We start from the raw sequence: 21628 nt of genomic DNA on the forward strand, positions 1-21628 counted from the left end.
CGGTCACCGTGCTCGGGTAAGGAAGAGATCCCAGAGAATCGTCACCGCATCGATCATCCGCTGGCCCTTGGCCACGGAATATTCGCTGTAGCGAATCGCGACGGAGACCTCGCGGACGCGGAGGCCGCGCCGGGCGAGTTGCGACAGGATCTCCGAGGCGTGAGCCATCCGATCCTGCGTCAGCGTCAAGCGGGCAAGGGCATCGAGCGTGAAGCCCCGGAGTCCGTTGTGCGTGTCGGTGATGGGGAGGCCGGTCGTCAGTCGGGCCAGTCGCGTGGCGAGCCGGAGGAGGTGCCGCCGCAGCGGTGGCACATCGGCGGTCGCGACCGGATCGAGGAAGCGCGAGCCGAGCGTCGCGTCGGCCTCACCGCGCTGGAGCGGGCCGAGCAGCGCGGCGACCGCCTCCGGGGCGTGCTGCCCGTCGGCATCGAAGGTGACCACGGCCCGGGTGGTGGCGTCCGCCAAGGCGAACGCAAAGCCGGTCCGCAGTGCCGCACCTTGCCCCAGGTTCACGGCATGACGCACCACCGTCGCCCCAGCCTCGCGCGCCACGGCGGCAGTGCCATCGGTCGAGCCGTCGTCCACGACCACGACCCGCCAGCCGTGATCGCGGAGCCCGTGCACCACGGCCCCGATGGCGGTGGCCTCCCGGTAGGCGGCGATCACCACCCAACAGCCGTCCCGGATGGCATCATCTTCGCGCTGTTGCGGCACGTGCACTCGCCTCCGGCGATTCAAGTCTCTCCCCCTCTCCTGCGAGTCTGATGCCACCGACCTCCCTGCTGCTCGCCATGATCGTTGGCCTGACGCTGGTGCTGGTCGGACGCCGTGCCAAGGCATCCCTGCCGGCCGCACCGGCGTGGCTGGCGGGGCCGCTCTTCCCCCTGCTGGCGGGGGTGGCCACCGCGGGGCTGACGGCGTGGATCTGGGGGGGATTCCGCCCCGAAGCCGCCTGGCATGACGAGGCGGCGTACCGGCTCCAGGCGGAGTTGCTGGCACGCTTCCACTTTGCCCGCGAGGGGGTCGTCGTGCCGGCGGCGTTCACGCAGGCCGCCGTGCTCGTCACCCCGGTCGTCACCCCGAAGATGCTGCCAGGGCATGCCCTGATGCTGGTGCCTGGCATCTGGCTGGGCCTCCCCGGGCTGATGCCGATCCTCCTGGCCGGCGCCACGGCGGCGATGCTCGTGGTCCTCGCCCGGCGGCTCGGTGGCCCGGGCCTCGCCCTGCTCACGGTGACGCTCTGGACCACGCAGGCGGGGCAGCAGCGATGGCGCGCCTCGTACATGTCGGAGTCGACCACCGCGCTCTGCTGGCTGGTGGGTTGGTGGTGCCTGCTCGAGTGGCGACAGTCGCGACAGACGCGGTGGCTGCTCGGCCTCGCCGCCGTCGCCGGACTCGGCGCGGTGACCCGGCCATTGACGATGCTGGTCTTCATTCTCCCTGTCGGCGTGGTCGTCCTCCGCGACACGCTGCGGTCGGGACGCTGGCGTCCACTGCTCGGCGCGATGGCGCTCGGCATGCTTTGCCTCGCGATCGCCCCGCTGCAGAATCAGGCGACCCTCGGCTCGTGGCGTCGCAGCCCGCTGGCACTCTACACCGCGCAGTACATGCCGTTTGATCGCCTCGGCTTCGGCCTCGATGCCACCCCGCCATCACTCGGGCTCACGCCGGACCTTGATCGGGCGATGGTCGAGCTGCGGACGCGACACCGCGAGCATCAACCGCAGCAGTTGCCGCAGATACTCTGGAAGCGATTGAGCATCCTTGCCACTTCGACGTTCTTCGGCTGGCGCATCGTGCTCGTCCCGTTCGCCATCGTCGGGCTGATGCTCCTGCCGGCCGTCGGCTGGTTCGCCTTCGGCACCGGTGTGTTGCTGGTGCTGGCCTACCTGAGCTATGCGCATGAAGCCAGTTGGACGGCCTACTACGTCGAGGCGATGCCAGCGATGGCGTTCGTGGTGGCGCTCGGGGTCGCCGAGGTGTTGCGGCGGATGACGCGCGCGCCGGCGGTGCATCCGGCCGTCGCGGCCGCGGGGGCGCTGGTGCTGCTCATCGCCGGGAGCGACGACGTCCGTTGGGCTCGGCAGTTCAGCGCCCATCGCCAGGCGCCCGTTCGCCGCTTTCAGCAGGCCGTGGCGAGTGCGGGGGCGACCGGCGGGCTCATCTTCGTGAGCTACCGCGACGGCGATGATCCGCACCTGAGCCTGGTGCGCAACGTGGCAGACCCCAAGACCGCCGAGGTGATCACCGTGCATGCGCTCGACGAGACGACCAACCGCACGGTGATGCGGAGCATGCCCACGCGCACGACCTGGCGCTACACCGTGGCGACCGGCGAGCTGCAGCGGTGGACCCCATGATCCCGGACGGCGTCGATTCTCTTGAACGGATCGTCCCGGCGCAGCTGGCCAGCGACGATGTCACGGGGCGCGCGACCTTGGCGCTGCACCTCGAGCGCTATGCCTGGGCAGTGCAGCAGGTGCCCCACGGCTTGACGCTCGATCTCGCGTGCGGAGTCGGCTATGGCAGCGTGATGTTGGCGACTCGCGATGCAGACTCGTTCGTCATCGCCGCCGACATCGCCGCGTCGGCGCTGGAAGAGGCGCGCCGCAGCTATCGGCACGCGCGCGTAGCGCATGTGCGGGGCGACGGGGCCGGCTGGTGCCGCCCCGGCCGGTTTGCGGCCATCGTCTCGCTGGAAACCGTCGAGCATGTCGACGATCCGCACGGTCTGCTGCGTGACTTCGCCAGACTGCTCCGCGAGGATGGCGTGCTGGTCACCTCGGTGCCAGTGACGCCATCCGTCGATGCCAATCCGCATCACCGCACCGATTTCACCGAGGCCTCGTTGCTCGCCCTCGGACGTGCGGTCGGTCTCGAACCGGTGGCGATGCTCCGTCAGGTCCAGCCGTATTCGCCGATCGCGGTGGTGTCGCGCACGGAGCGCCGCACGCGCGACCTGCGACCCAGCCTGCTGCAGTACTATCTCCACCATCCGACGGCGGCGTGGCGCCGCCTGTGGGCCACCCTGCGCCACGGCTTCACCAACCACTACCTCACGGTGGCGTGGACGAAGCGGGGCCCGCACTCGCCCTGATCCAGCCGGACAGCAGGCGCGAGCGGAAATCGCTGCTGGCACGCTGCGCAAACGGCGCCGTCCGCCGGTCCCACGCGACGACCTCCGCGCGGTCACCGAGTCGCAGTGCCGCGATCACGGCGCCGTCGTGCAGTTCATCGCCGCCGATCCACTCCAGCGTGTGAACGTTCGGCGCAATCAGGCGTCCCGCGGCGCGCAGCGCCCCGACGTCATCCCAACCCTGCACGGCCCGACGGAACGCCAGCACCGCGAGCACTTCCGACGGCGCCTCATGGCGCACCGCGAATCCCATCGCCTCGGCGGCGAGGGTCGTGTCGACCCATCCGGCGGTGCCGCCCTCGCGCGTCTGCACGACGCGCTGAAACTGCGCCAGCCATGGCCGCCAGTCCGCCGGTGGCATGTCGTGCGCCAGCACCGCCTCCCAACCGAGCGCGTCATAGCGGAGATCGTGCAGGAACCCCGGCGCATCGGCAGGAGGTGGGGCGTTCCGTCGTTGCCAGGTGCGGCGCCACTGGGCCGACTCGCGCCGCATCCCCAGCATGGTGAGCACCTCCGCCTCGCGCGGGGCGATGGCGGTGCGCGTCAGCGCATGGGTGGCGTTGAGCCAGTCATCGCCGAGCGCCATCATCCCGACCGCCGCGCGTCGCTCGAAGCGGCGACGCTCGGCCTGCAAGTCGAGCGTGGGGTAGTAGTCGGAGTTCGGCTGCCCGACGAGCGCCACCGCCGGGGCAAGCAGTCGCCGGTCGGCGAGCAGGGTGGCATCGAGCACGCCCGGGTCAAGCGGGACGTAGTGACAGAGGTCGCGTCCCAAGGCCGGCAGTGCGAGCACCGAGGTCCAGTCTGGTGCCGGGAGCGGCCCCTCTGCCGAGGCGACCAGCACGAGGTCACCGGCGCCGACCTGATGCACGCGGTAGTCGGGAAAGACCTCGTGCACGGCGGCGAGGACGGAGAGGACCAGGTCGTCGTCGAGCTCGTACGTCTGCAGCCATTGGGCGAAGACGCCGTTCGGTGCCAGCTGACCGCGAATGCGGCGGTAGAACTCCACGGTGAACAATCCCGAGACGCCGCTCACCCACGGGTTCGACGGCTCCGAGACGATCAGGTCCCATTTCCGGTTGGACGACGCGAAGTAGGCCTTGGCGTCTTCCAGGACGATGGTGGAGCGCGCGGCGTCGAACGTCCGGCGATTGGCCGGGCGGAAGAACTGCGCGGCCTCGAGCATCTTCGGTTCGATCTCGACCGTCACGACCTCCGTGAGGGCTGGTGCCGCCAGCAGTATGTGCGAGGTCACCCCGGAGCCGAGGCCGATCACGGCGGCGCGGCCACCCTGCGGGTGGTAGGCCAGCGGGATCATCCCGAGCAGGAGTTGGGTGACCTGGTCGCCCTCGATCCGGCGACGCACCGTGGAGTCGGTGCACGCCTCACGCGCAAAGGCGGAGAGCGACGCATCGGCCTTCCCGTTCGTGGCGAGCACGCGGAAGCCGTCGGGACTCTCGCTGAGCGACACGGTCGCCGTGCGTCCATCGGCGTAGAACGGCAAGGTCACCGAGCGCGCCACCGCGAGCGACGACCCGCGGAAGACTCCGGAGACCAGCACCGTGCGGTCGAGCGGCGTCACCACGCCAACCACCACCACGGCTACCAGGGCGAGCGCACCGCCACGCAGCGCGCGCGTCCCCGCGGGGGAGGCGCGCAGCAGTGCCATGCCGACCCCGATGTCCAGCATCCCGGCCACGACGGCGAGGCCCTTGAGCCCCAGCAACGGCAGCAGGAGCAGGCTCGCCGCGATCACCCCGACGATCGAGCCGAGGGTGTTGACCGCGTACACCCGACCGATCGCCGCCTCACCCTCGCCACGCGCGATCAACGCGCGCGTCAGCAACGGTAGTGTCATGCCGGCGCAGAATGTGGCCGGCAGCATGATCACGAGGCAGAGCAGATAGCGGACGAACGAGAAGGCGACGTACCCGGCGGCACTCCGGCTCACGGTGGTCAGCAGCAGCGCCATCGCGGGGAAGGAGGCGGCGTAGAGCGGTAGCGTCGCCACGGCGAGCACGCCCATCACGATCTGGATGGTGCCGAGCTGCACGAAGGGATCGGCGCTGCCATCGCTGCGTCGCCGGATCCAGAAGGCGCCGAGCGCGAGGCCGAGGATGAAGGCGGAGAGCATCAACTCGAACGAGTGCGTGGCGCTGCCGAGGACGAGCGACAGCATCCGGATCCAGTCGATCTCGTAGCAGAAGGAGGCGAATGCGGTCAGCCCCGCCGCCCAGAGCAACAACCGTCGTTGCGATGCCGATGCACCCGCAGCGATCGGCGCGGGCGCCTCGGCGCCGTCGGCCGCATCGACGGCACGCCGCGCCAGGATGAAGGCGACCAGTGCCACCACGAGGTTCGCGGTCGCGGCCGCCGCGAGCACGCCCGGGAGCCCGGTCCGCTCGACCAGCACGAAGCCCGCGATCAGCACGCCGATGGCGGCACCGAGCGAGTTCGTGAAGTAGAGCCACCCGAGGACGCGACCGGGGGCGGCCGGTGCCAGCCGCAGCACCGCGGCGCTCATCAAGGGGAAGGTCGTGCCGAGCAGGATCGATTGCGGCAGGATCAGCAGCGCCGCGATGCTCCAGGTGGCCGCGGTGCGCATCGGTCCGCTGGCGAGCGCCGGGAGCAGTTCCTGGTACGCGGCCCCGGTGACGGCATTGAACAGATCATGAAAGCCGAGGCCAATCAGTCCCGCGATCGCTTCCATCGCGGCGTATGCCATCAAGGGTCGTGCGATCGTCCGCGCCCGGCGTGAAATCAGTGCGGCGCCGAGAGACATCCCGCCGAGGAAGATCGCCAGCACCAGGACCTGCGCGTACGCCGCGTGCCCCACGAAAAGTCCGAGGTAGCGACTCCACACCGATTCATAACAGAGCCCGGCGGCTCCGCTCAGCAGGAAGAGGCCGTACAGGAGCGGGACGGTACGCGTCGGCCGGTCGGCTGTCATCGCGGCGCGAGCGGGGGCAGCGGCGGCTGCAGTTGCCAGACGCCGGGCTCGGAGGACTCGTTGGTCATCAACCCACCGGCGTTCGGCGGCGCGAAACGGGTGTGCCGGCGCGGCTGTTCACGTCGCACCTCCTCGAGCCAGCGACGCCAGGTGAGGAAGACGCGCACCGCGTAACCACTGCGCACGCCCTGCAGCGCCTCGGCATAGGCCAGGTCGTACTGCCCCTCCCAGGTGAGGCAGCTCAGGTACTCCGATCGACCCGGCGCGAATTCCTTCAAGCGCAGCGCGTGCTGGAAATGCGGAATCGCGAGGTCACAGTGGTTGCTGCCCTGGTAGCCCTCGGCCAGCCCGAAGAGCACGGCGGCGCTCGGGTAGATCGCCATGGCGCGCTCGGTGAAGCGCAGTCCCATCGGCCGCACTTCGCGGCGCTGCATCATCGAGCCGAGTGCCACCCAGGCGCGATAGCTGTCGGGCGCGTCGATCACGGTCTGCGTCCAGAGCCCCAGTTGTGTGCGCCAGACGTGATAGCGCGACCAGCTCCTCGACGCCCCGAGCACCACCGCGACCGCGAGCAGCCCGTAGACCAGACGCGTCACCGCCGGGCGGACCGAGGCGGCGTTGTCCCGCATCACGCCGGCAATCAACCCGGCCACCACCAGCATCGCACCGATGCTCGCGAGGAAGAGCGTGCGCTCGGCCAGCACGATCCCGCTCGGGACCAGGACGTTGTGCACCGGTGCGATGCCGATCGCGATCCACGCCAGCCCGAAGGGCACCACCGGCGCGCTCTTCCGGAGACGAAAGGCCAGCACCAGGACGAGCAGGAGGATCAGGGCGCCGAGGGACTGCGCGCTGCCCCAGCTGGTCGTGCCGACGATTTCGCCCGGCGAATAGTCGGCCTGGAGCGACGCGGGCCACAGCAGCAGGCGGAGGTACTCCGGCACCACGCCGAGCATGGTGAGCGCGCGGCCACCGAGTCCGAGTCCTTCGAGGCCCTCGGCGGTGAAGGTGCCACGCACCTCGCCCTTGAGGACCACGTCCCGGATCCAGACCACCACCATCACGGTGGCGACCTGCAGCAACACCGTTGGCCGGAACTGGGCGAGGCGCTCACGCCACGGCTGCCCGGAGAGGAGGCAGAGCTCGGTCGCGGCAAGCAGGGCGGGGAGGACCACCCCACTCTCCTTATAGAGAGTGCCGACGAAAATGACGGCGGCGAGGATGATCCGGTCGCGCCAGGTGGCATCGCGCGTTCGCCGGAAGCGGAGATACCAGACCACCACGAGGGCGTAGCCGCCCCCGATCAGCAACTCGGCCTGATTGATCGCCACCGCCACCGCCTCGACATGGACGGGGTGGACGGCGAAGGCGAGCCCGACCAGCGCGGCCCACCAGAGCGGGAGCAGCTCGAGCGCGAGGATGAAGACCGCCAGGGAGGCGGCCGCCACCAGCATCAGCGAGATGATCCGGAAGGAGAGGATCGATCCACCCCCGAGCGCCCAGTCGACGGCGAGGGTGAGCGTGGTCATCGGGCGGTGGTGCCCCGCGGCGCCTGCGGTCGGCCAGAACGGAGTGGTCAGAATCTCGCGGATATTGCCAAGATCGTGGATCCGTGCGTCTTCCCGGACCAGCGGCACATCGTCCTGGGTCCATTCGTTCTTCAGCACGGGCGACGCCGTGCCCGCGGCAACCACGACGATCAGCGCCCCGATCCACAATTGCAGGCGGTGCAGGGTCAAGCAGGGCTCCGGGCGGAAGTCGATGGGGCGAATGCGGCGACCAGGTCTCTGCACGGGAGTTGCAAGTTATCCGCCACCGATGCGACGGCCACGCGTCGGGGCGACGATTCCTGCACCCGCGGGGCAGGTCGGGGGCGAGGGGGATGCAAAGTGCGGGGGATTCGAGGAGAGGGTCACCAGGGGTGGTCACCCCCGGCACGGTGTAAAGCATTGTTGGTACGAGAGTTATGCTGAATGCCGTGAAATTGGCATTGCTTGTGCTCATTTGCAGGGCAGCGCCGGAATGGGCGCTTGGGAAACGCCCAAACATTGAGTCCCAATTCACGCCCAAGGAGAACCACACCATGCTGTCCACCAACAAGAAGGGCTTCACCCTGATCGAGCTGCTCATCGTGGTCGTGATCATCGGCATTCTTGCCGCCATCGCGATCCCGAAGTTCGCGGCGACCAAGGACAAGGCGAAGTTGGCGTCGGTCAAGACCGACCTCCGCAACATCATGACGGCCGAAGAGGCGTACTTCTCTGACGCGTCGGCTGGCTACACGTCGACCCTGGCGACCACCATCTTCGCCCCGTCGGCCGGCAACACCTTCACGGTCACCGGTTCGGCGAGCAGCTACACCGCGACCGTCACCAACGCGTCGATCACGGTCAACCCGAAGTCCTGCACCGTCACGGTTGGCGGCTCTGCGGCGACCGACGGCCAGATCAGCTGCTAAGGATCGGACACACTTCACCTCTACCACGGTGATCTCGTGACACTTCGGCTCCGCACACGCGGTGGCCAGCCAGCCGAGGGGCAGTTGCTTCTCGGCTGGCGTCGTCAGCGCGACGGCTTCACGCTCATCGAGTTGCTGATCGTGGTGGTGATCATCGGCCTCCTGGCCGCGATTGCCATCCCGAAGTTCGCGGCGACGAAGGAGCGGGCGTACGTGGCGAAGATGCGCTCCGACTTGCGCAACCTCGCGACGTCGCAGGAAGCCTATTTCGCGGACTTCCGCGCCTACTACGGTGGGTCCGTGCCATCGAGTCAGTTGGTCTACAATCCATCACCCGGCGTCTCCGTGTCGCTGGTGGTGGGGACGACCGGTTGGGGAGCCACCTCGACCGTCGTCGGGACCGCCAAGACCTGCGCCCTGTATTTCGGCGATGGTGGGCCGCTTGGCCCTGCGACCGTCGAAGGGCTGGTCGCCTGCGATTCATAGGCTGATCGACCGCTCCGTCAGAACGCGCTCCCGAGGTTGGGGGCGCGTTTTATTTCTCCCCTGATGTCGCCCACGCCGCGCGATCCTCCGGTTGTCTCTCACCGGAATCCGTCATGCGCCGTGGTGCCTCCCTGCTCGAACTGTTGGTCGCGCTCCTCCTCCTTGAGATCGTTGGCCTCGGCGCCCTCAGTGCGGCGCTCACGGCCGATCGCATCGGTCGTCGCCTCGGCCTGGCGACACAGACGGACGCCGAGCGATGGACCCGGCTCCGCGCCCGCGAAGTCGACCCCGCCTGCGACGATTCGTTGCCGCCGCGGCTCGGCTCGGTGGATTGGCCTGCGGCGACCGATCGGCCGGCGGCCACGGTCCTCATCCGGTGCGGCCAGTGACGCGCCGGGGCGTGACGCTGATCGAGCTGCTGCTGGTGCTCTGCCTGCTTGGGATCGTCGGGGTGACGGTGACCGCGATGGTGCTCGGGGCCAGTCGGGTCGCGGCGCGGGCCACGGCCCATCTGGCCGCCGAGCGAACCGCGGTCGTGTCTGCGAGTTTCCTTCGCCATACACTCGCCGATGGGGTCTGGCGCGACGTGACCGTCGCGGTGGATTCGATCGGCCTCGGGCGGCCGGTGGGGGAGGCCGCACTTTGCGCCGCGAGCGGGGCGCAGCTTTGGCTGCGGCGAAGCAGCTGGTCGGGGGATCGGGCGCCCGATCCAACTCGCGACCAGCTCCGTAGCTGGCCCGACAGTGGGACCGCGGCAGTCGACGAAGCCATCATGGGCGTGACCGGTGACCTCTGCCCCGACGGCGCCCCAGCGTGGCGGCTCCTGCGGGGTACGGGCGCCGCGGTGGGGTGGTGGGTGCGAGTCGTCGAGCCGACCACCGTGCGCCGATATCGGGTGGGGAGTAGCGAGTGGCTTGGGCTCAGCGATGGCGGCGCCCCGGTCCAGCCGTTCGCCGGCCCATTGGTCGCGGGTGCGTCGCGCTTTGCGCGGATCGGCGGCGCGCTGCAGGTCGATCTCGTCACGGTGGCCGGGTCGAGCGGCCTCAGTCTCCCCTTGGGGTCGAGGCCATGAGCGGAGGGGAGAGGCGTCGCGGCGCGGCGCTGTTGCTCGCGCTCATGGTGGTGATCCTGCTCGGCGGGCTGGCCGCGCTGACGCTGAGCGCCGCGTTGAGTCGGGTCCGCCTGGTCGCGGCCGCGCGCGACGCGGTGGAGGGACACGCGGTCGCTCGCCACGCGCTGGCGGAGGCGCGCGTCAACGGGGATGCCGCACTGCGCGGGCTCGCCGACGGCGACTCGATGGTGCTGGCCGCGGCCACCCCGCTCCCGGCGTGGCAGGTGCGCGTCGCCGCATACCGTCTCGGCGGCATGCTGCAGCTGCGCGCGATGGCCTTTCGGAACCGGCTCGACGGCACTCCGGCGGCGGCCCACCGCGCCACTCTCCTCCTTCGGTGGATCGGTGCCGATACTCTGCGAGTGATCAGTCCGTAGCACGTCGGATCGGGGTGTGGCACAGGGAGTGCTACCGATATCCGGGGTCAGGCGGGGTTTCGGCCCCACTTCGGGCAGGTCTGTCAGGGCGTAAGTGGTATGTGGGCAACGGGTTGCTCTACCGGACCTCACTTGACTTCTCGGGGTCCCTGGCAGTACCGTACACCAACCCTCCACCGCACAATCCGGGCTCCTATGGCGCTCTTCCCGCGCGCACGATCCACGGTCGGTCTCGACATTGGCAGCGGCTATATCAAAGCCGTCGTGATCAATCACGGTTCGGGGCAACCCGTCCTTGAGAAGGTTGCGATGGCCCGCGTGCCGGATGACGCGATCGTCGAAGGTGAAGTGATGGACCCCTCGCTGGTCGCCGACACGGTGCGCAGTCTGCTCGACCGCGCCCAGATCAAGACCCGTGAAGTGGCGGTGGCGGTGGGCGGCCGCGACGTCATCATCAAGAAGATCCTCATGGATCGGATGCGTGATGCGGAAGCCCGCGAAGTCATGCCGTGGGAAGCCGACCAGCACGTCCCCTTCGACAAGGAAAACGTCGAGCTCGACTTCCAGATCCTCGATCCCGACGCCGACGGCCTGCAGATGCAGGTGTTGCTGGTGGCGGCGAAGCGGGAGCTGGTCGAGTCGAAGCTGGTGCTCCTCGCCGAGATCGGCCTGGAAGCCAGCGTGATCGATGTCGAAGCCTTCGCCCTGCACAACGCCTTCGAGCGCAGCTACCCCGAAGCGATGCGCGGCGTGGTGGCGCTGGCGAATGTCGGCCACGAGACCACGACCATCAATCTGCTCGAGGACGGCGTGCCGGTCCTCACCCGCGACTTGCCGGTGGGCGTTCGTCGCCTCCGCGAGGATCTGCAGCGTGAGCGCGGCCTCGCCGCCGACGCCGCCGATCGCGTGGTGCGTGGTGCCGATCTCGATCCCGCGTTGGCGCCGCACGTCGCCAACCGCGGCGAGGAGCTGGCGCTCGGCATCGAGCGCGCGGCGGCCTTCCTGCAGACGTCCTCGCGGCCGGTCGCCGCGCTGTCGCGACTCTATCTCACCGGCGGCGGTTCGCGCGTTCCCGGCCTCGCCGGGGTTCTCGCCGATCGCCTGCGCATTCCCGTGACCCAGGCGCACCCGCTCGAGCGGCTCTCCGCGGCGCCCGGCGCCTTCGGCGATCTGAATGTCGACGAGGTCGCACCCTTGCTGATGCTCCCCGTCGGGCTCGCCCTGCGGACCGCGGACTGAGGAGGCCGGCACCATGATCACTATCAATCTCAAGCCCGGAGTCCGGCGCCAGGTCCAGAAGGGACCGGCGTTCGGTGGGTTGCAGGAACGCCTGAAGGGACTGAGCACCGGCATCAAGGAGCCGTGGCTCGCCTTCGCCGTCGGCAGCTGGGTGGTGGTGCTGCTCGGCCTCGGTGGCTTCTTCCTCGCGACGGGCAGCAAGCTCAGCGCACTGGAGCCGAAGCTCGAGGCTGCGCGCACCGAACAGAGCCGCTATCAGGGCTTCCTCACCGAGAAGCGCCACGCGGAACGCCAGCGGGACTCGGTGCTCGCCCAGATCGGCACCATCGCCGCCGTCGATCGCGACCGCTACCTCTGGCCGCACATTCTCGACGAAGTCGCCAACGCCGTGCCCGATTACACCTGGCTGGTCGAGGTGTCGCAGGTCGGCACCGGGACGCCGGGGACCACGGCCGACAGCAGTGGCGTGGTGGCACCGCCGCCGGTGGTGCGGATCGTCGGGATGACGAACGACCTCCAGCACTACACCGCCTTCTTGCGGCAACTCGAAGCCTCGCCGTGGCTCGCCGACGTGATGCCGATCGATGCGAAGACCGTGGTGATCCAGAACCGCGCGCTGACCCGCTTCACGTTGCAGGCGTCGTATTCGCGGGCCGACAGCACGCACATCCGCACGGTGCCGATCCTCGAATCGGTGGTGAGGTAATCGATGGCCGACACACCGAAGACCACCCCCATCCTGCTGGGCCTGATCGCCCTCGTGGTCGGCTATGCCGGCTGGAGTGGCGACGGACTCAATCTTCTCGGGATCGAGGGATTGCGGGCCCGGAGCGCACATGCAGCGGCGCTGCAGGACACGCTGACGGGGCTTGAGGCGCAGATCGACACCGCCAAGCGCGACCTCGCCAAGGAGTCCGTCGAGGACGTGAAGAAGCGGGCAGCCGCCTTCAGTTCCTCGCTGCAGATTCTCCGCGCCCTGGTGCCGGAGCAGCGCGAAGTGGCGAACCTGCTCGACGACATCCAGATCCGCGCCAAGGTGCGCGGCGTCAACGTCGCCGACTTCACCGTGCTGCCGACCTCGGAAGGCCCGGCGCCGTTCGACACCTATGCCTATCAGATGGCCGTGATCGGCCGCTACCACCAGGTCGGCTCCTTCCTCACCGACGTCGCCTCGCTGCGGCGGATCATGGTGTCGAGCGACGTGAAGCTGGCGGCCGCGGACATGGCCCGGGCCAAGGCACTCGGCGACACCACGGCGATGATCGAGGCACGCTTCACCATCCGGACCTATGTGAAGGCCAAGGTCGACAGCACCGCCACGGAGGCGCCCGATGCGCAATAAGCCCCTCCTGCTCCTGCTGATGCTGGTGGCCGCGTGTGGCGGTGGCAAGAACCCCACCGAGATCGCCGACTCGACCAATGCCGCCCAGCAGGCCGCCGCCGCCGAGGAGGCCTCGGGCGCGACCGCCAAGCAGGCCGCAGCGGCGAAGCCGGTCGTGAAGGCCGAGCCGATCGTCCTCGACACGGCGGGTCTCGCCGGCGATCACCCGCTGCTCCGCGAGTCGTTCGGCTACGACGTCGCGTCGCGCGATCCGTTCCGCACCGTGATCAGCACCGAAGCGCGCGGCCCGGAACTCCCGGACCTCCGTCTCGTCGGCATCATGTACGACGAACGGTCGCCGGCCAACAGCGTCGCGACGTTCCGCGACATCGGCAGTTCCCTGCGGTACAACGTCCGCCCTGGCGACCGCATCGGCCGCCTCCTCGTCGCCTCCGTCCAGGCCAAGGACGTGGTACTTCGGATGAACGATTTCGGCACCGTCCGAGAACAGACCTACTCGCTCCGCAAGACGGAGGACGCTCCATGATGACCCGCTCCCTTTCCTGGCTGCTGCTGCCGGCCCTCGTGGCCGCCGCTCCGGCGTCGCTCCGTCCCCTTCCCGATGCGGCCGTCACGGCGCTGGCGCTCTCGAGCGGTGGAGGGACGGCCCGTCTCGCGATCACCGTCTCCGGCACCGTCACGGTGAAGGAGTCGACCCTGCCGGACCCGGCCCGCCTGGTGCTCGACATCCAGGGTGCCAAGGTCAGCGACCTCGGTCGCTACGACGGCCTCAAGCGCGGCCGCGTCGTCGATGTCCGGGTGAATCAGTACGCCACGGACATTGTCCGCATCGTGCTCGAACTCGATCGCTTGCCGAGCTACTCGGTGAACCGCGAGACGCCGGGCGTGGTGACGGTTACCTTCGCCGACGAGCCGTTTGCGACGTGGAATGCCGGCCTGGGCGGCGCCAAGAGCGCGACCGTCGTGTCCGAGGCGCTTGCCGATGCGGCCGCCCCGGTGGCGGCGACGCGGGCCCCGACGCGCGAGCGTCCCGCTGCCGCCTCGTATTCGCAGAGCGGCGACCGTTACGCCAGTGGCCTGACGATCTCGCCGCAGGCCGGGCAGCAGGGTCAGGACATGCGCCCGATCTCGGTCACCTATGACAAGACGCCGATCGGCGACGTGCTGAACCAGTTCGCCGTCTTCTCGGGCCGTTCGATCGTGCCGGGGAAGGGCGTCGTCGGCGACGTCACGATGTCGATCATCAATCAGCCCTGGCCGTACGCCTTCGAGGCGGTGCTGGCCCAGCAGGGCCTCTCGGCGATGGAGATGCGCGGCGGGATCATCCGCGTCGACGCGCCGGCCGAGCTCGCCAAGCTGGACGCCGTCGAGGTCCTCGACACCCGCCAGAAGCGGCTCAACTATGCCCGCGCCGGCGACGTCGTCAATTCACTCAAGGCGATGATGCTGAAGGACCGCGGCTCGGTCGTCGCCGACTCCGCCAGCAACTCGCTGATCATCACCGACACGCGCACGCGGATGCCGGGGATCCTCGAATTCGTCGACCAGCTCGACATCCGGACGCCGCTCGTGGCGATCCAGGCCAAGCTGATCTACGTCGATCGCACCGACCTGCAGCAGCTCGGCCTGAAGTACGACATCGGCACCGCCGATCAGTTCTTCAACAAGCTGGTGTCCCGTCCCGATCCGCTCACCGGGCAGCCGTACAACCCGAACGTGAACGTCGTGAACCTCGGCGGCAGCGCGGTCTCCGCGATCTCGAACGCCGACGCACTCATCTCGGGGTCCGCGCTCGACCTGGTCTTCTCGACCGCAATCGGCGGCTTCTCGGTCACGTCGTTCCTCTCCGCCCTCGAGCGGGTTGAACTGACGGACGTCGAGGCCTCGCCGTTGGTCCACACGCTCGACAACAACGAAGCGACGATCTGGTCCGGTGAAGAAACGCCGGTCCGCGTCATCGACGCCTCGTCGTTCGGCCAGGTCAACCAGGCGCCGCGCGCCAACGTGACCTTCAAGGAGACCGGCATCAAGCTGATCGTCCGGCCGCACGTCACCGCCAACCGGCAGATCTCGATGGAGATCAAGGCGGAGCGGTCGTCGATCCAGCCGCTCGCCGCGGCCGACCTCGGCTTCACGATTCCGAAGCAGTACGCCGAGACCCGCACGCTGGTGAACGATGGCGAGACTGCGATGCTTGGCGGCCTGACCATCACCACCGTGACGCGCAACCGGAACGGGATTCCGCTCCTCTCCGGGCTGCCCTTCATCGGCAACCTCTTCTCCTTCACGGAGAACCGCGAGAACCGCAAGGACCTGATCATCCTGGTCATGCCGCGGATCGTGGACGACGCGCAGAACATCGTCCCCTGAGCCCACGCGGCTCGCGGGACCAGGGCGCCCGGCTTCGGCCGGGCGCCTTGTCGTTTGCCCCCCTCGCCTCGGCACCACCCCCGGGTGTTAGCTTCCCTCCACTATGCCACTGACCTTCCGCACCGCCGGTGAATCGCACGGCAAGGCCCTCCTCGCGCTCGTCGAGGGCGTCCCCGCCGGATTGCCGATCACCGCCGACGCCGTCGACACGGACCTCGGCCGCCGCATGCAGGGCCACGGCCGCGGCGCCCGGATGAAGATCGAGCAGGACCGCATCGAGTGGATCTCCGGCGTGCGCGCCGGCGAGACAATCGGGTCGCCAATCGCGATGCTGATCCACAATCGCGACTGGGCCAACTGGGAAGAGGTGATGTCGGCCGAGGGGACGCCGGGCGAGTTGCGCCGTCGCCGGGTGACCCGCCCGCGCCCGGGCCACGCCGATCTCGTCGGCGTGCTCAAGTATGATCGCGTCGATGCGCGCGACATCCTCGAGCGCGCGTCCGCCCGCGAGACCGCGGCACGCGTCGCCGCCGGCGCCGTCGCGCGCCGGCTGCTCGCCGAATTCGGCATCGACATCGGCTCGCACCTCGTCTCGCTCGGCGGCATTCGCGCCACGGTGCCTGCGGTGTTGCCCACGCCGCTCAACGACGCCTCCGATGCCTCGCCGGTGCGCACGCTCGACCCGGTGGCCGGCACGGCGATGATCGCACGGATCGACCAGGCCAAGCAGGACGGCGACACGCTCGGCGGCGAGATCGAGGTGGTGGCGCAGGGTCTTCCTGTGGGCCTCGGCTCGCATGTCAGCTGGGATCGCAAGCTCGATGGGCGGCTCGCGGGCATCCTGATGTCGATCCCCGCGGTGAAGGGCGTCGAGATCGGGCTGGGGTTCGAGGCGGCGCGGCGGCCGGGATCGGCGGTCCACGATCCGATCGTGGCCACGATCCCGACACCCAACGACGCGCACGGATCGTCGATTTTGGTAGGGGCGACGCATGCGTCCCACAGCAAGGGGGGGGGGGGGGGGGGGGGGGGGGCGCCGGGCGGGCCGGATTCAGGCCCGACCCCCGCGCCGGGTTCCGCCGCGTCGGCAACAACGCCGGCGGGCTCGAGGGCGGGATGACGACCGGCGAGCCGCTGGTGGTGCGGGTTGCGATGAAGCCGATCTCGACGCTGATGTCGCCGCTCAAGACGGTGAACCTGGCGACCGGTGGTGAGGCGAACGCGGTGAGCGAGCGCTCCGACGTGACCGCGGTCCCCGCGATGGGTGTGATCGCGGAGGCGCTGGTGGCGATCGTGCTGGCCGACGCGATGATCGAAAAGTTCGGCGGCGATTCGCTCGCGGAGATGCAGCGCAACCACGCCAGCTATCTCGCCTCGGCGGGGGCGCGTTGGGCCGCATTGCGCGATGCGCCAGCGCCCGAGGAAGAGCGCTGAGCACGACGCGCTCGCTGATCCTGGTGGGCCTTCCGGGGGCGGGGAAGAGCACCGTGGGCCCGCTGGTGGCGGCCGCGCTCGAAGCGCGCTGGTGCGACCTCGACGACCTGATCGTGGCCGAGGCGGGACGCACCATTCCAGCGATCTGGGCCGAGGAAGGTGAGGCCGGCTTCCGCGCGCGGGAGCGGGCGGCGATGGCGGCGGCCCTGGCCGACGGGCCGCAGGTGATCGCTGCCGGTGGGGGGTGGATTGCCCAGCCCGGCAACCTCCTCGAAGCCGAGCCGTTCGCACTCGTACTATATATGTCGCTGGATCCGGCCGATGCTGCGCGAAGGGTGGCCGCCCAGGGGGGTCGACCGTTGCTGGAGGGACGCGATCCGGACGCGGCGTTGCGGGAGCTGCTGGTCGAGCGGGAACGCTGGTACCGACTGGCCGGCGTCGAGGTTGCCGTGGGGCGTGCGGCCCCCGCCGCCGCCGCCGAATCGATCGTGGTCGCGGCGAGGCAATACGGCGGCTGGTAAGGCGTTGAAAAGCAACGATTTGCGTTGGTGGTACTTGCCGGAAGGCAACTGGCAGGGGTATTTACGGACAAACGTTGGTCGTTAGTCGTTAGTCGTTAGTCATTAGAAACTCCACTACGGAGTGCCGCGACTGCGACGGTTCGACAACCTCTAACGACCAACGACTAACGACTCAGGACTATCATGGCCACTCGCACCACCAAACGCGCCGCCCCCAAGTCCTCCTCCGGAGGGCTGGGCAGTCGTGCGTTGGTGATTGTCGAATCGCCGACCAAGGCGAAGACGATTCGCGGCTTCCTCCCGGCCGGCTTCACGGTGGCGGCCTCGATGGGCCACGTGCGGGACCTGCCGCGGAAGGCCGCCGAGATTCCGCCGAAGTACAAGGACCAGAAGTGGGCCAAGTACGGCGTCAATGTCGACGAGGGATTCGAGCCGCTCTACATCGTGACCCCAGACAAGAAGGGAACGATCCGCGAGCTCAAGGAGCTGCTCCGCGACGCCGACGTCCTCTACCTGGCGACCGACGAAGACCGCGAGGGGGAGAGCATCTCGTGGCACCTGCTCGAGGTGCTGCAGCCGAAGGTCCCGGTGCATCGGATGGTGTTCCACGAGATCACCAAGGAGGCGATCCTCGATGCGCTCGCCCATCCGCGTGACCTCGACGAGAACCTGATCCATGCGCAGGAGACACGGCGCATCCTCGATCGGCTGGTGGGCTACACCGTCTCGCCGATTCTCTGGAACAAGGTCGGCGGCAACGGCCTCTCGGCGGGTCGCGTGCAGTCGGTGGCACTGCGGCTGATCGTCGATCGCGAGCGCGAACGGCTCGCCTTCAAGACCGGTTCGTACTGGGACCTCACGGCCACGCTGGCCCACAAGAGCGCCGAGTTCGAAGCGGGGCTGGTCTCGCTGAAAGGCAAGCGCCTCGCGACGGGCAAGGACTTCGACGAGCAGACCGGCCGCATTGCCGCGGGAAAGGACGTGCTCCTCCTCGACGAGCAGCAGGCCGGCGCGCTCGTGGCCCGGCTCAAGGATGCGCCGTGGCGCGTCGAGTCGGTCGAGGAGACGCCGCGCACGCTGCGCCCCTATGCGCCGTTCACGACGTCGACGCTGCAGCAGGAAGCCAACCGCAAGCTGCGCTTCGGCGCGCGGCGGACGATGCAGGTGGCGCAGAAGCTGTACGAGAACGGCTACATCACCTACATGCGAACCGACTCGACGGCACTGTCGGAGCAGGCGATCCAGGCCGCGCGCGCCAACGTGACGCGCCTCTACGGCGACGAGTACCTCCCGCCCGCCCCCCGCGTCTATGCCAACAAGGTGGCCAACGCACAGGAAGCGCACGAGGCGATCCGCCCCGCCGGCTCCTCCTTCCGCACGCCGGAAGAGACGCGCTTGGGCGGCGAGGAACTCGCGCTCTACTCGCTCATCTGGAAGCGCACCGTCGCCTCGCAGATGAAGGACGCCAAGAAGACCAGCACCACCGCCGAGATCGTCGTCGGCGAGGCACGGTTCAAGGCGAGCGGGATCCGCACCGACTTCCCCGGCTTCCTCCGCGCGTATGTCGAAGGCTCCGACGATCCGGATGCGGCGCTCGAGGATCGCGACAATCCGCTGCCGCCGCTCAAGGTCGGCGACGCGCCGACCTGCACCGAGCTCGAGCCGGTCGGCCACGAGACCAAGCCGCCGGCCCGCTACACCGAAGCGTCGCTGGTGAAGGCGCTCGAGGAGAATGGCATCGGCCGTCCATCGACCTACGCCTCGATCCTCGGCACCATTCAGGAGCGCGGCTACGTCGTGGCCCAGGGGCAGGCACTGGTGCCGACCTTCACCGGCTTTGCGGTGAGCGACTTCCTCGTCCGCCACTTCTCGGAGCTGGTCGACCTGGCCTTTACCCGCAAGATGGAAGGGCGGCTCGACGACATCGCCGGTGGCGACGAATCGTGGCGCGAATACCTCGGCCAGTTCTACTCGGGGCCGAAGGGTCTCGCGGCGCAGGTCGAGGAGAAGGCCAAGCTGCCGTCGAACGAGGGCCGCACCATTGCACTGGAGGGCGTGGAGGGCGTGGTCCGCATCGGCCGCTTCGGCGCCTATATCGAGCGCGAGCTCGACGGACAGATGGTCAAGGCCAACCTTCCCGCCGACGCCACGCCCGCCGACCTCGACCCGGAACGGATCGAGCAGTTGCTGCGGCAGCGCGCTGAAGGACCCGCGTCGCTCGGTTCGCATCCCGACAACGGCGAGTCGATCTATCTGCTCGACGGGCAATACGGGCCGTATGTGCAGCTCGGCCAGCAGGTCGAAGGGAGCAAGGAGAAGCCGAAGCGCGCGTCGCTGCCGAAGGGCGTGACGCCCCCGCAGGTGACGCTGGAGATGGCGGTCGGCTTGCTCGCGCTGCCGCGCCTGCTCGGCAACCACCCGGTCAGTGGCCGCCCGGTGAAGGCCGGGCTCGGCCGCTTCGGTCCCTATATCCTGCACGACCTCGGCAAGGGCGAGGCAGAGTTCCGCTCGCTCAAGGCCGGCGACGATGTGCTCACCGTGCAGCTCGACCGCGCCGTGGCGCTGCTCGCCGAGCCGAAGCTGGGCCGTGGTGGCCGGGCAGCGGCGACGCCGATTCGCGAGATCGGCGCGCACCCGACCGACGGCAAGCCGGTGCAGCTCTTCGAAGGGAAGTACGGTCCTTACGTCAAGCACGGCGACTTGAACGCCTCGGTGCCGAAGGGCGTCGACCCGATGACGTTCGCGCTCGACGCGGCGGTGGAGCTGATCGCCGAGAAGGGGAAGGCACCGAAGAGCCTCAAGGCGAAGGGCCGCACCGGCGCCAAGAAAGCGGCACCCCGCAAGAAGGCTGCGAAGAAGTCCGCGAAGAAGAGCGCGAAGAAAAGCGCCAAGAAGTCGGCATGAAGGCGACCATCATCGGTGGCGGGCTCGCGGGCTGCGAAGCGGCCCTCGCGCTGGCGGCGCGTGACGTGGACGTCACCCTGGTCGAGATGCGGCCGGTGGTGAAGACCGCCGCGCACCAGACCGACCGGCTCGGCGAGCTGGTCTGCAGCAACTCCTTCAAGTCGATCGAGCTGCAGAACGCGCACGGCCTGCTCAAGCAGGAGCTGCGCGACCTGGGCTCGCAGCTGTTGCCATGCGCCGACGAGGCGCGCGTCCCCGGTGGCGCCGCACTCGCGGTCGACCGCGAGGTCTTCTCGCAGCTGGTCGACGCGCGCGTCAAGGCCGCGAGTCGGATCACCGTGGTCCGCGAGGAAGCAACGGCGCTCCCCGAGGTCGGCATCGTGGCGACTGGTCCGCTGACGAGTGATGCCTTGGCGACGGCGATCAGCACGCGCCTCGGCACCGGCGCGCTGGCGTTCTTCGACGCGATCGCGCCGATCGTCTCGCACGACTCCCTCGACCACAGCCAGCTCTACGCGCTCAGTCGCTGGGGGAAGGGCGACGGCGATGACTACCTCAACGCGCCGATGGACAAGGCGATGTACGAGGCGTTCATCGACGCACTGGTGGCGGGCGACCAGTTCCAGGGCCACGCCTTCGACGAGGTGCCGTACTTCGAGGGGTGCCTGCCGGTCGAGGAGATGGCGAAGCGCGGCCGCGAGACGCTGCGCTTCGGGCCGATGAAGCCGATTGGCCTGCATGACCCGCGCACCAATCGCGAGCCGTATGCGGTGGTGCAGTTCCGGCGCGAGGACAAGGCGGGGCAGATGTGGAACCTCGTCGGCTTCCAGACGCGGCTCCGGATTCCTGAGCAGCAGAAGGTCTTCCGCAGCATTCCGGGGATGGCCGAGGCGGAGTTCCTCCGCTACGGCTCGATCCACCGGAACAGCTACCTGAATGCGCCGGCCGCGCTTGGGCCTGCGCTGCAGGTGAAGGATGGCGCGGCGCTCTTCTTCGCGGGGCAGCTGACCGGCGTCGAGGGATACACCGAGTCGCTGGCCACCGGGATCCTGTGCGGGATCAATCTGGCGCGCGTGCTGCATGGCGAGGCGCCGAGCGTGCCGCCGCCGAGCACGATGCTGGGTGGATTGTTGCGCTACCTGCAAGAGGCGGAGCCGGCGCACTTCCAGCCGATGAACGCCAACTTCGGGCTGCTCGATCCGATCGAGGGGCGCGCGACGAAGGTGGAGCGGAAGGCGCGGGCGGTGGAGCGGGCGCGGCAGGATTTTGCGGCATGGCGGTCCACCCTGTGAGAGTGCCCCTG

Annotated in this window: 20 protein-coding genes; 17 read left to right on the forward strand and 3 right to left on the reverse strand. The window is 69.1% G+C overall.

What is annotated here, in order from left to right; translation table 11 throughout:
- Positions 1 to 3 precede the first annotated feature (3 nt).
- Positions 4 to 840 (reverse strand): glycosyltransferase family 2 protein, encoded by an 837-nt coding sequence (locus IPP98_09430; protein MBL0179330.1) that lies wholly within the window; start codon positions 838 to 840, stop codon positions 4 to 6.
- Between IPP98_09430 and IPP98_09435 the strand changes: the two genes are divergently transcribed.
- On the forward strand, positions 792 to 2360 hold the full coding sequence (locus IPP98_09435; protein MBL0179331.1) for a glycosyltransferase family 39 protein: 1569 nt from the start codon (positions 792 to 794) through the stop codon (positions 2358 to 2360). The two genes, IPP98_09430 and IPP98_09435, sit on opposite strands and share 49 nt — an antisense overlap.
- On the forward strand, positions 2357 to 3097 hold the full coding sequence (locus tag IPP98_09440; protein ID MBL0179332.1) for a class I SAM-dependent methyltransferase: 741 nt from the start codon (positions 2357 to 2359) through the stop codon (positions 3095 to 3097). The genes IPP98_09435 and IPP98_09440 overlap by 4 nt, the downstream gene beginning before the upstream one ends.
- Here IPP98_09440 and IPP98_09445 read toward each other — a convergent pair.
- Both IPP98_09445 and IPP98_09450 read right to left on the reverse strand, forming a co-directional pair.
- Positions 3057 to 6083, reverse strand: coding sequence for a fused MFS/spermidine synthase (locus IPP98_09445; protein ID MBL0179333.1), 3027 nt, complete (start codon positions 6081 to 6083; stop codon positions 3057 to 3059). The two genes, IPP98_09440 and IPP98_09445, sit on opposite strands and share 41 nt — an antisense overlap.
- Entirely contained in the window at positions 6080 to 7822 is a 1743-nt protein-coding gene (locus tag IPP98_09450) for a hypothetical protein (protein ID MBL0179334.1), read from the reverse strand. Before IPP98_09450 ends, IPP98_09445 begins: the two co-directional genes overlap by 4 nt.
- Before the next feature lie 344 nt (positions 7823 to 8166).
- On the opposite strand from IPP98_09450, the gene IPP98_09455 reads away from it, so the two are divergent.
- The 15 genes from IPP98_09455 to trmFO all read left to right on the forward strand — a co-directional run bounded on the left by IPP98_09455 (position 8167) and on the right by trmFO (position 21617).
- Positions 8167 to 8541: a prepilin-type N-terminal cleavage/methylation domain-containing protein gene (locus IPP98_09455; GenBank protein MBL0179335.1), complete on the forward strand. Its 375-nt coding sequence runs from the start codon at positions 8167 to 8169 to the stop codon at positions 8539 to 8541.
- 84 nt (positions 8542 to 8625) lie between these two features.
- The gene (locus IPP98_09460; protein ID MBL0179336.1) at positions 8626 to 9027 is read left to right on the forward strand and encodes a prepilin-type N-terminal cleavage/methylation domain-containing protein; all 402 of its coding nucleotides are present in this window, start codon (positions 8626 to 8628) and stop codon (positions 9025 to 9027) included.
- Positions 9028 to 9140: 113 nt separating this feature from the next.
- Complete coding sequence (locus IPP98_09465) at positions 9141 to 9416, forward strand: hypothetical protein (GenBank protein MBL0179337.1); 276 nt, start codon at positions 9141 to 9143, stop codon at positions 9414 to 9416.
- Positions 9413 to 10099 carry a prepilin-type N-terminal cleavage/methylation domain-containing protein gene (locus tag IPP98_09470; protein ID MBL0179338.1) on the forward strand — a complete coding sequence of 229 codons (687 nt, stop codon included), beginning with the start codon at positions 9413 to 9415 and terminating at the stop codon, positions 10097 to 10099. The genes IPP98_09465 and IPP98_09470 overlap by 4 nt, the downstream gene beginning before the upstream one ends.
- Positions 10096 to 10515, forward strand: a complete 420-nt coding sequence (locus IPP98_09475; GenBank protein MBL0179339.1) for a hypothetical protein — start codon at positions 10096 to 10098, stop codon at positions 10513 to 10515. Before IPP98_09470 ends, IPP98_09475 begins: the two co-directional genes overlap by 4 nt.
- Before the next feature lie 195 nt (positions 10516 to 10710).
- Positions 10711 to 11754, forward strand: a complete 1044-nt coding sequence (pilM, locus tag IPP98_09480; protein MBL0179340.1) for a type IV pilus assembly protein PilM — start codon at positions 10711 to 10713, stop codon at positions 11752 to 11754.
- Positions 11755 to 11767: 13 nt separating this feature from the next.
- Positions 11768 to 12460, forward strand: a complete 693-nt coding sequence (locus IPP98_09485) for a PilN domain-containing protein (protein MBL0179341.1) — start codon at positions 11768 to 11770, stop codon at positions 12458 to 12460.
- A gap of 3 nt (positions 12461 to 12463) precedes the next feature.
- Complete coding sequence (pilO, locus tag IPP98_09490; GenBank protein ID MBL0179342.1) at positions 12464 to 13096, forward strand: type 4a pilus biogenesis protein PilO; 633 nt, start codon at positions 12464 to 12466, stop codon at positions 13094 to 13096.
- Positions 13086 to 13622, forward strand: a complete 537-nt coding sequence (locus IPP98_09495; GenBank protein MBL0179343.1) for a hypothetical protein — start codon at positions 13086 to 13088, stop codon at positions 13620 to 13622. Before pilO ends, IPP98_09495 begins: the two co-directional genes overlap by 11 nt.
- Positions 13619 to 15466, forward strand: a complete 1848-nt coding sequence (locus IPP98_09500) for an AMIN domain-containing protein (GenBank protein ID MBL0179344.1) — start codon at positions 13619 to 13621, stop codon at positions 15464 to 15466. Before IPP98_09495 ends, IPP98_09500 begins: the two co-directional genes overlap by 4 nt.
- Before the next feature lie 109 nt (positions 15467 to 15575).
- Positions 15576 to 16586, forward strand: coding sequence for a chorismate synthase (aroC, locus tag IPP98_09505; protein ID MBL0179345.1), 1011 nt, complete (start codon positions 15576 to 15578; stop codon positions 16584 to 16586).
- On the forward strand, positions 16583 to 16900 hold the full coding sequence (locus tag IPP98_09510; GenBank protein MBL0179346.1) for a chorismate synthase: 318 nt from the start codon (positions 16583 to 16585) through the stop codon (positions 16898 to 16900). Before aroC ends, IPP98_09510 begins: the two co-directional genes overlap by 4 nt.
- Before the next feature lie 23 nt (positions 16901 to 16923).
- Positions 16924 to 17421: a shikimate kinase gene (locus tag IPP98_09515; protein MBL0179347.1), complete on the forward strand. Its 498-nt coding sequence runs from the start codon at positions 16924 to 16926 to the stop codon at positions 17419 to 17421.
- A gap of 183 nt (positions 17422 to 17604) precedes the next feature.
- On the forward strand, positions 17605 to 20325 hold the full coding sequence (topA, locus tag IPP98_09520) for a type I DNA topoisomerase (GenBank protein MBL0179348.1): 2721 nt from the start codon (positions 17605 to 17607) through the stop codon (positions 20323 to 20325).
- Positions 20322 to 21617 (forward strand): methylenetetrahydrofolate--tRNA-(uracil(54)-C(5))-methyltransferase (FADH(2)-oxidizing) TrmFO, encoded by a 1296-nt coding sequence (gene trmFO, locus IPP98_09525; GenBank protein ID MBL0179349.1) that lies wholly within the window; start codon positions 20322 to 20324, stop codon positions 21615 to 21617. The genes topA and trmFO overlap by 4 nt, the downstream gene beginning before the upstream one ends.
- Positions 21618 to 21628: the final 11 nt, after the last annotated feature.

The sequence above is a fragment of the Gemmatimonadota bacterium genome (assembly GCA_016720805.1).
Lineage (GTDB): Bacteria > Gemmatimonadota > Gemmatimonadetes > Gemmatimonadales > GWC2-71-9 > Palsa-1233.

Coding starts and splice junctions, on each gene's coding strand:
- IPP98_09435 (MBL0179331.1), top strand. CDS start 792: ATGATCGTTGGCCTGACGCTGGTGCTGGTCGGACGCCGTGCCAAGGCA.
- IPP98_09430 (MBL0179330.1), bottom strand. CDS start 840: ATGCCTTGGCACGGCGTCCGACCAGCACCAGCGTCAGGCCAACGATCA.
- IPP98_09440 (MBL0179332.1), top strand. CDS start 2,357: ATGATCCCGGACGGCGTCGATTCTCTTGAACGGATCGTCCCGGCGCAG.
- IPP98_09445 (MBL0179333.1), bottom strand. CDS start 6,083: ATGACAGCCGACCGGCCGACGCGTACCGTCCCGCTCCTGTACGGCCTC.
- IPP98_09455 (MBL0179335.1), top strand. CDS start 8,167: ATGCTGTCCACCAACAAGAAGGGCTTCACCCTGATCGAGCTGCTCATC.
- IPP98_09465 (MBL0179337.1), top strand. CDS start 9,141: ATGCGCCGTGGTGCCTCCCTGCTCGAACTGTTGGTCGCGCTCCTCCTC.
- IPP98_09475 (MBL0179339.1), top strand. CDS start 10,096: ATGAGCGGAGGGGAGAGGCGTCGCGGCGCGGCGCTGTTGCTCGCGCTC.
- pilM (MBL0179340.1), top strand. CDS start 10,711: ATGGCGCTCTTCCCGCGCGCACGATCCACGGTCGGTCTCGACATTGGC.
- IPP98_09485 (MBL0179341.1), top strand. CDS start 11,768: ATGATCACTATCAATCTCAAGCCCGGAGTCCGGCGCCAGGTCCAGAAG.
- pilO (MBL0179342.1), top strand. CDS start 12,464: ATGGCCGACACACCGAAGACCACCCCCATCCTGCTGGGCCTGATCGCC.
- IPP98_09495 (MBL0179343.1), top strand. CDS start 13,086: ATGCGCAATAAGCCCCTCCTGCTCCTGCTGATGCTGGTGGCCGCGTGT.
- IPP98_09500 (MBL0179344.1), top strand. CDS start 13,619: ATGATGACCCGCTCCCTTTCCTGGCTGCTGCTGCCGGCCCTCGTGGCC.
- IPP98_09510 (MBL0179346.1), top strand. CDS start 16,583: ATGACGACCGGCGAGCCGCTGGTGGTGCGGGTTGCGATGAAGCCGATC.
- topA (MBL0179348.1), top strand. CDS start 17,605: ATGGCCACTCGCACCACCAAACGCGCCGCCCCCAAGTCCTCCTCCGGA.
- trmFO (MBL0179349.1), top strand. CDS start 20,322: ATGAAGGCGACCATCATCGGTGGCGGGCTCGCGGGCTGCGAAGCGGCC.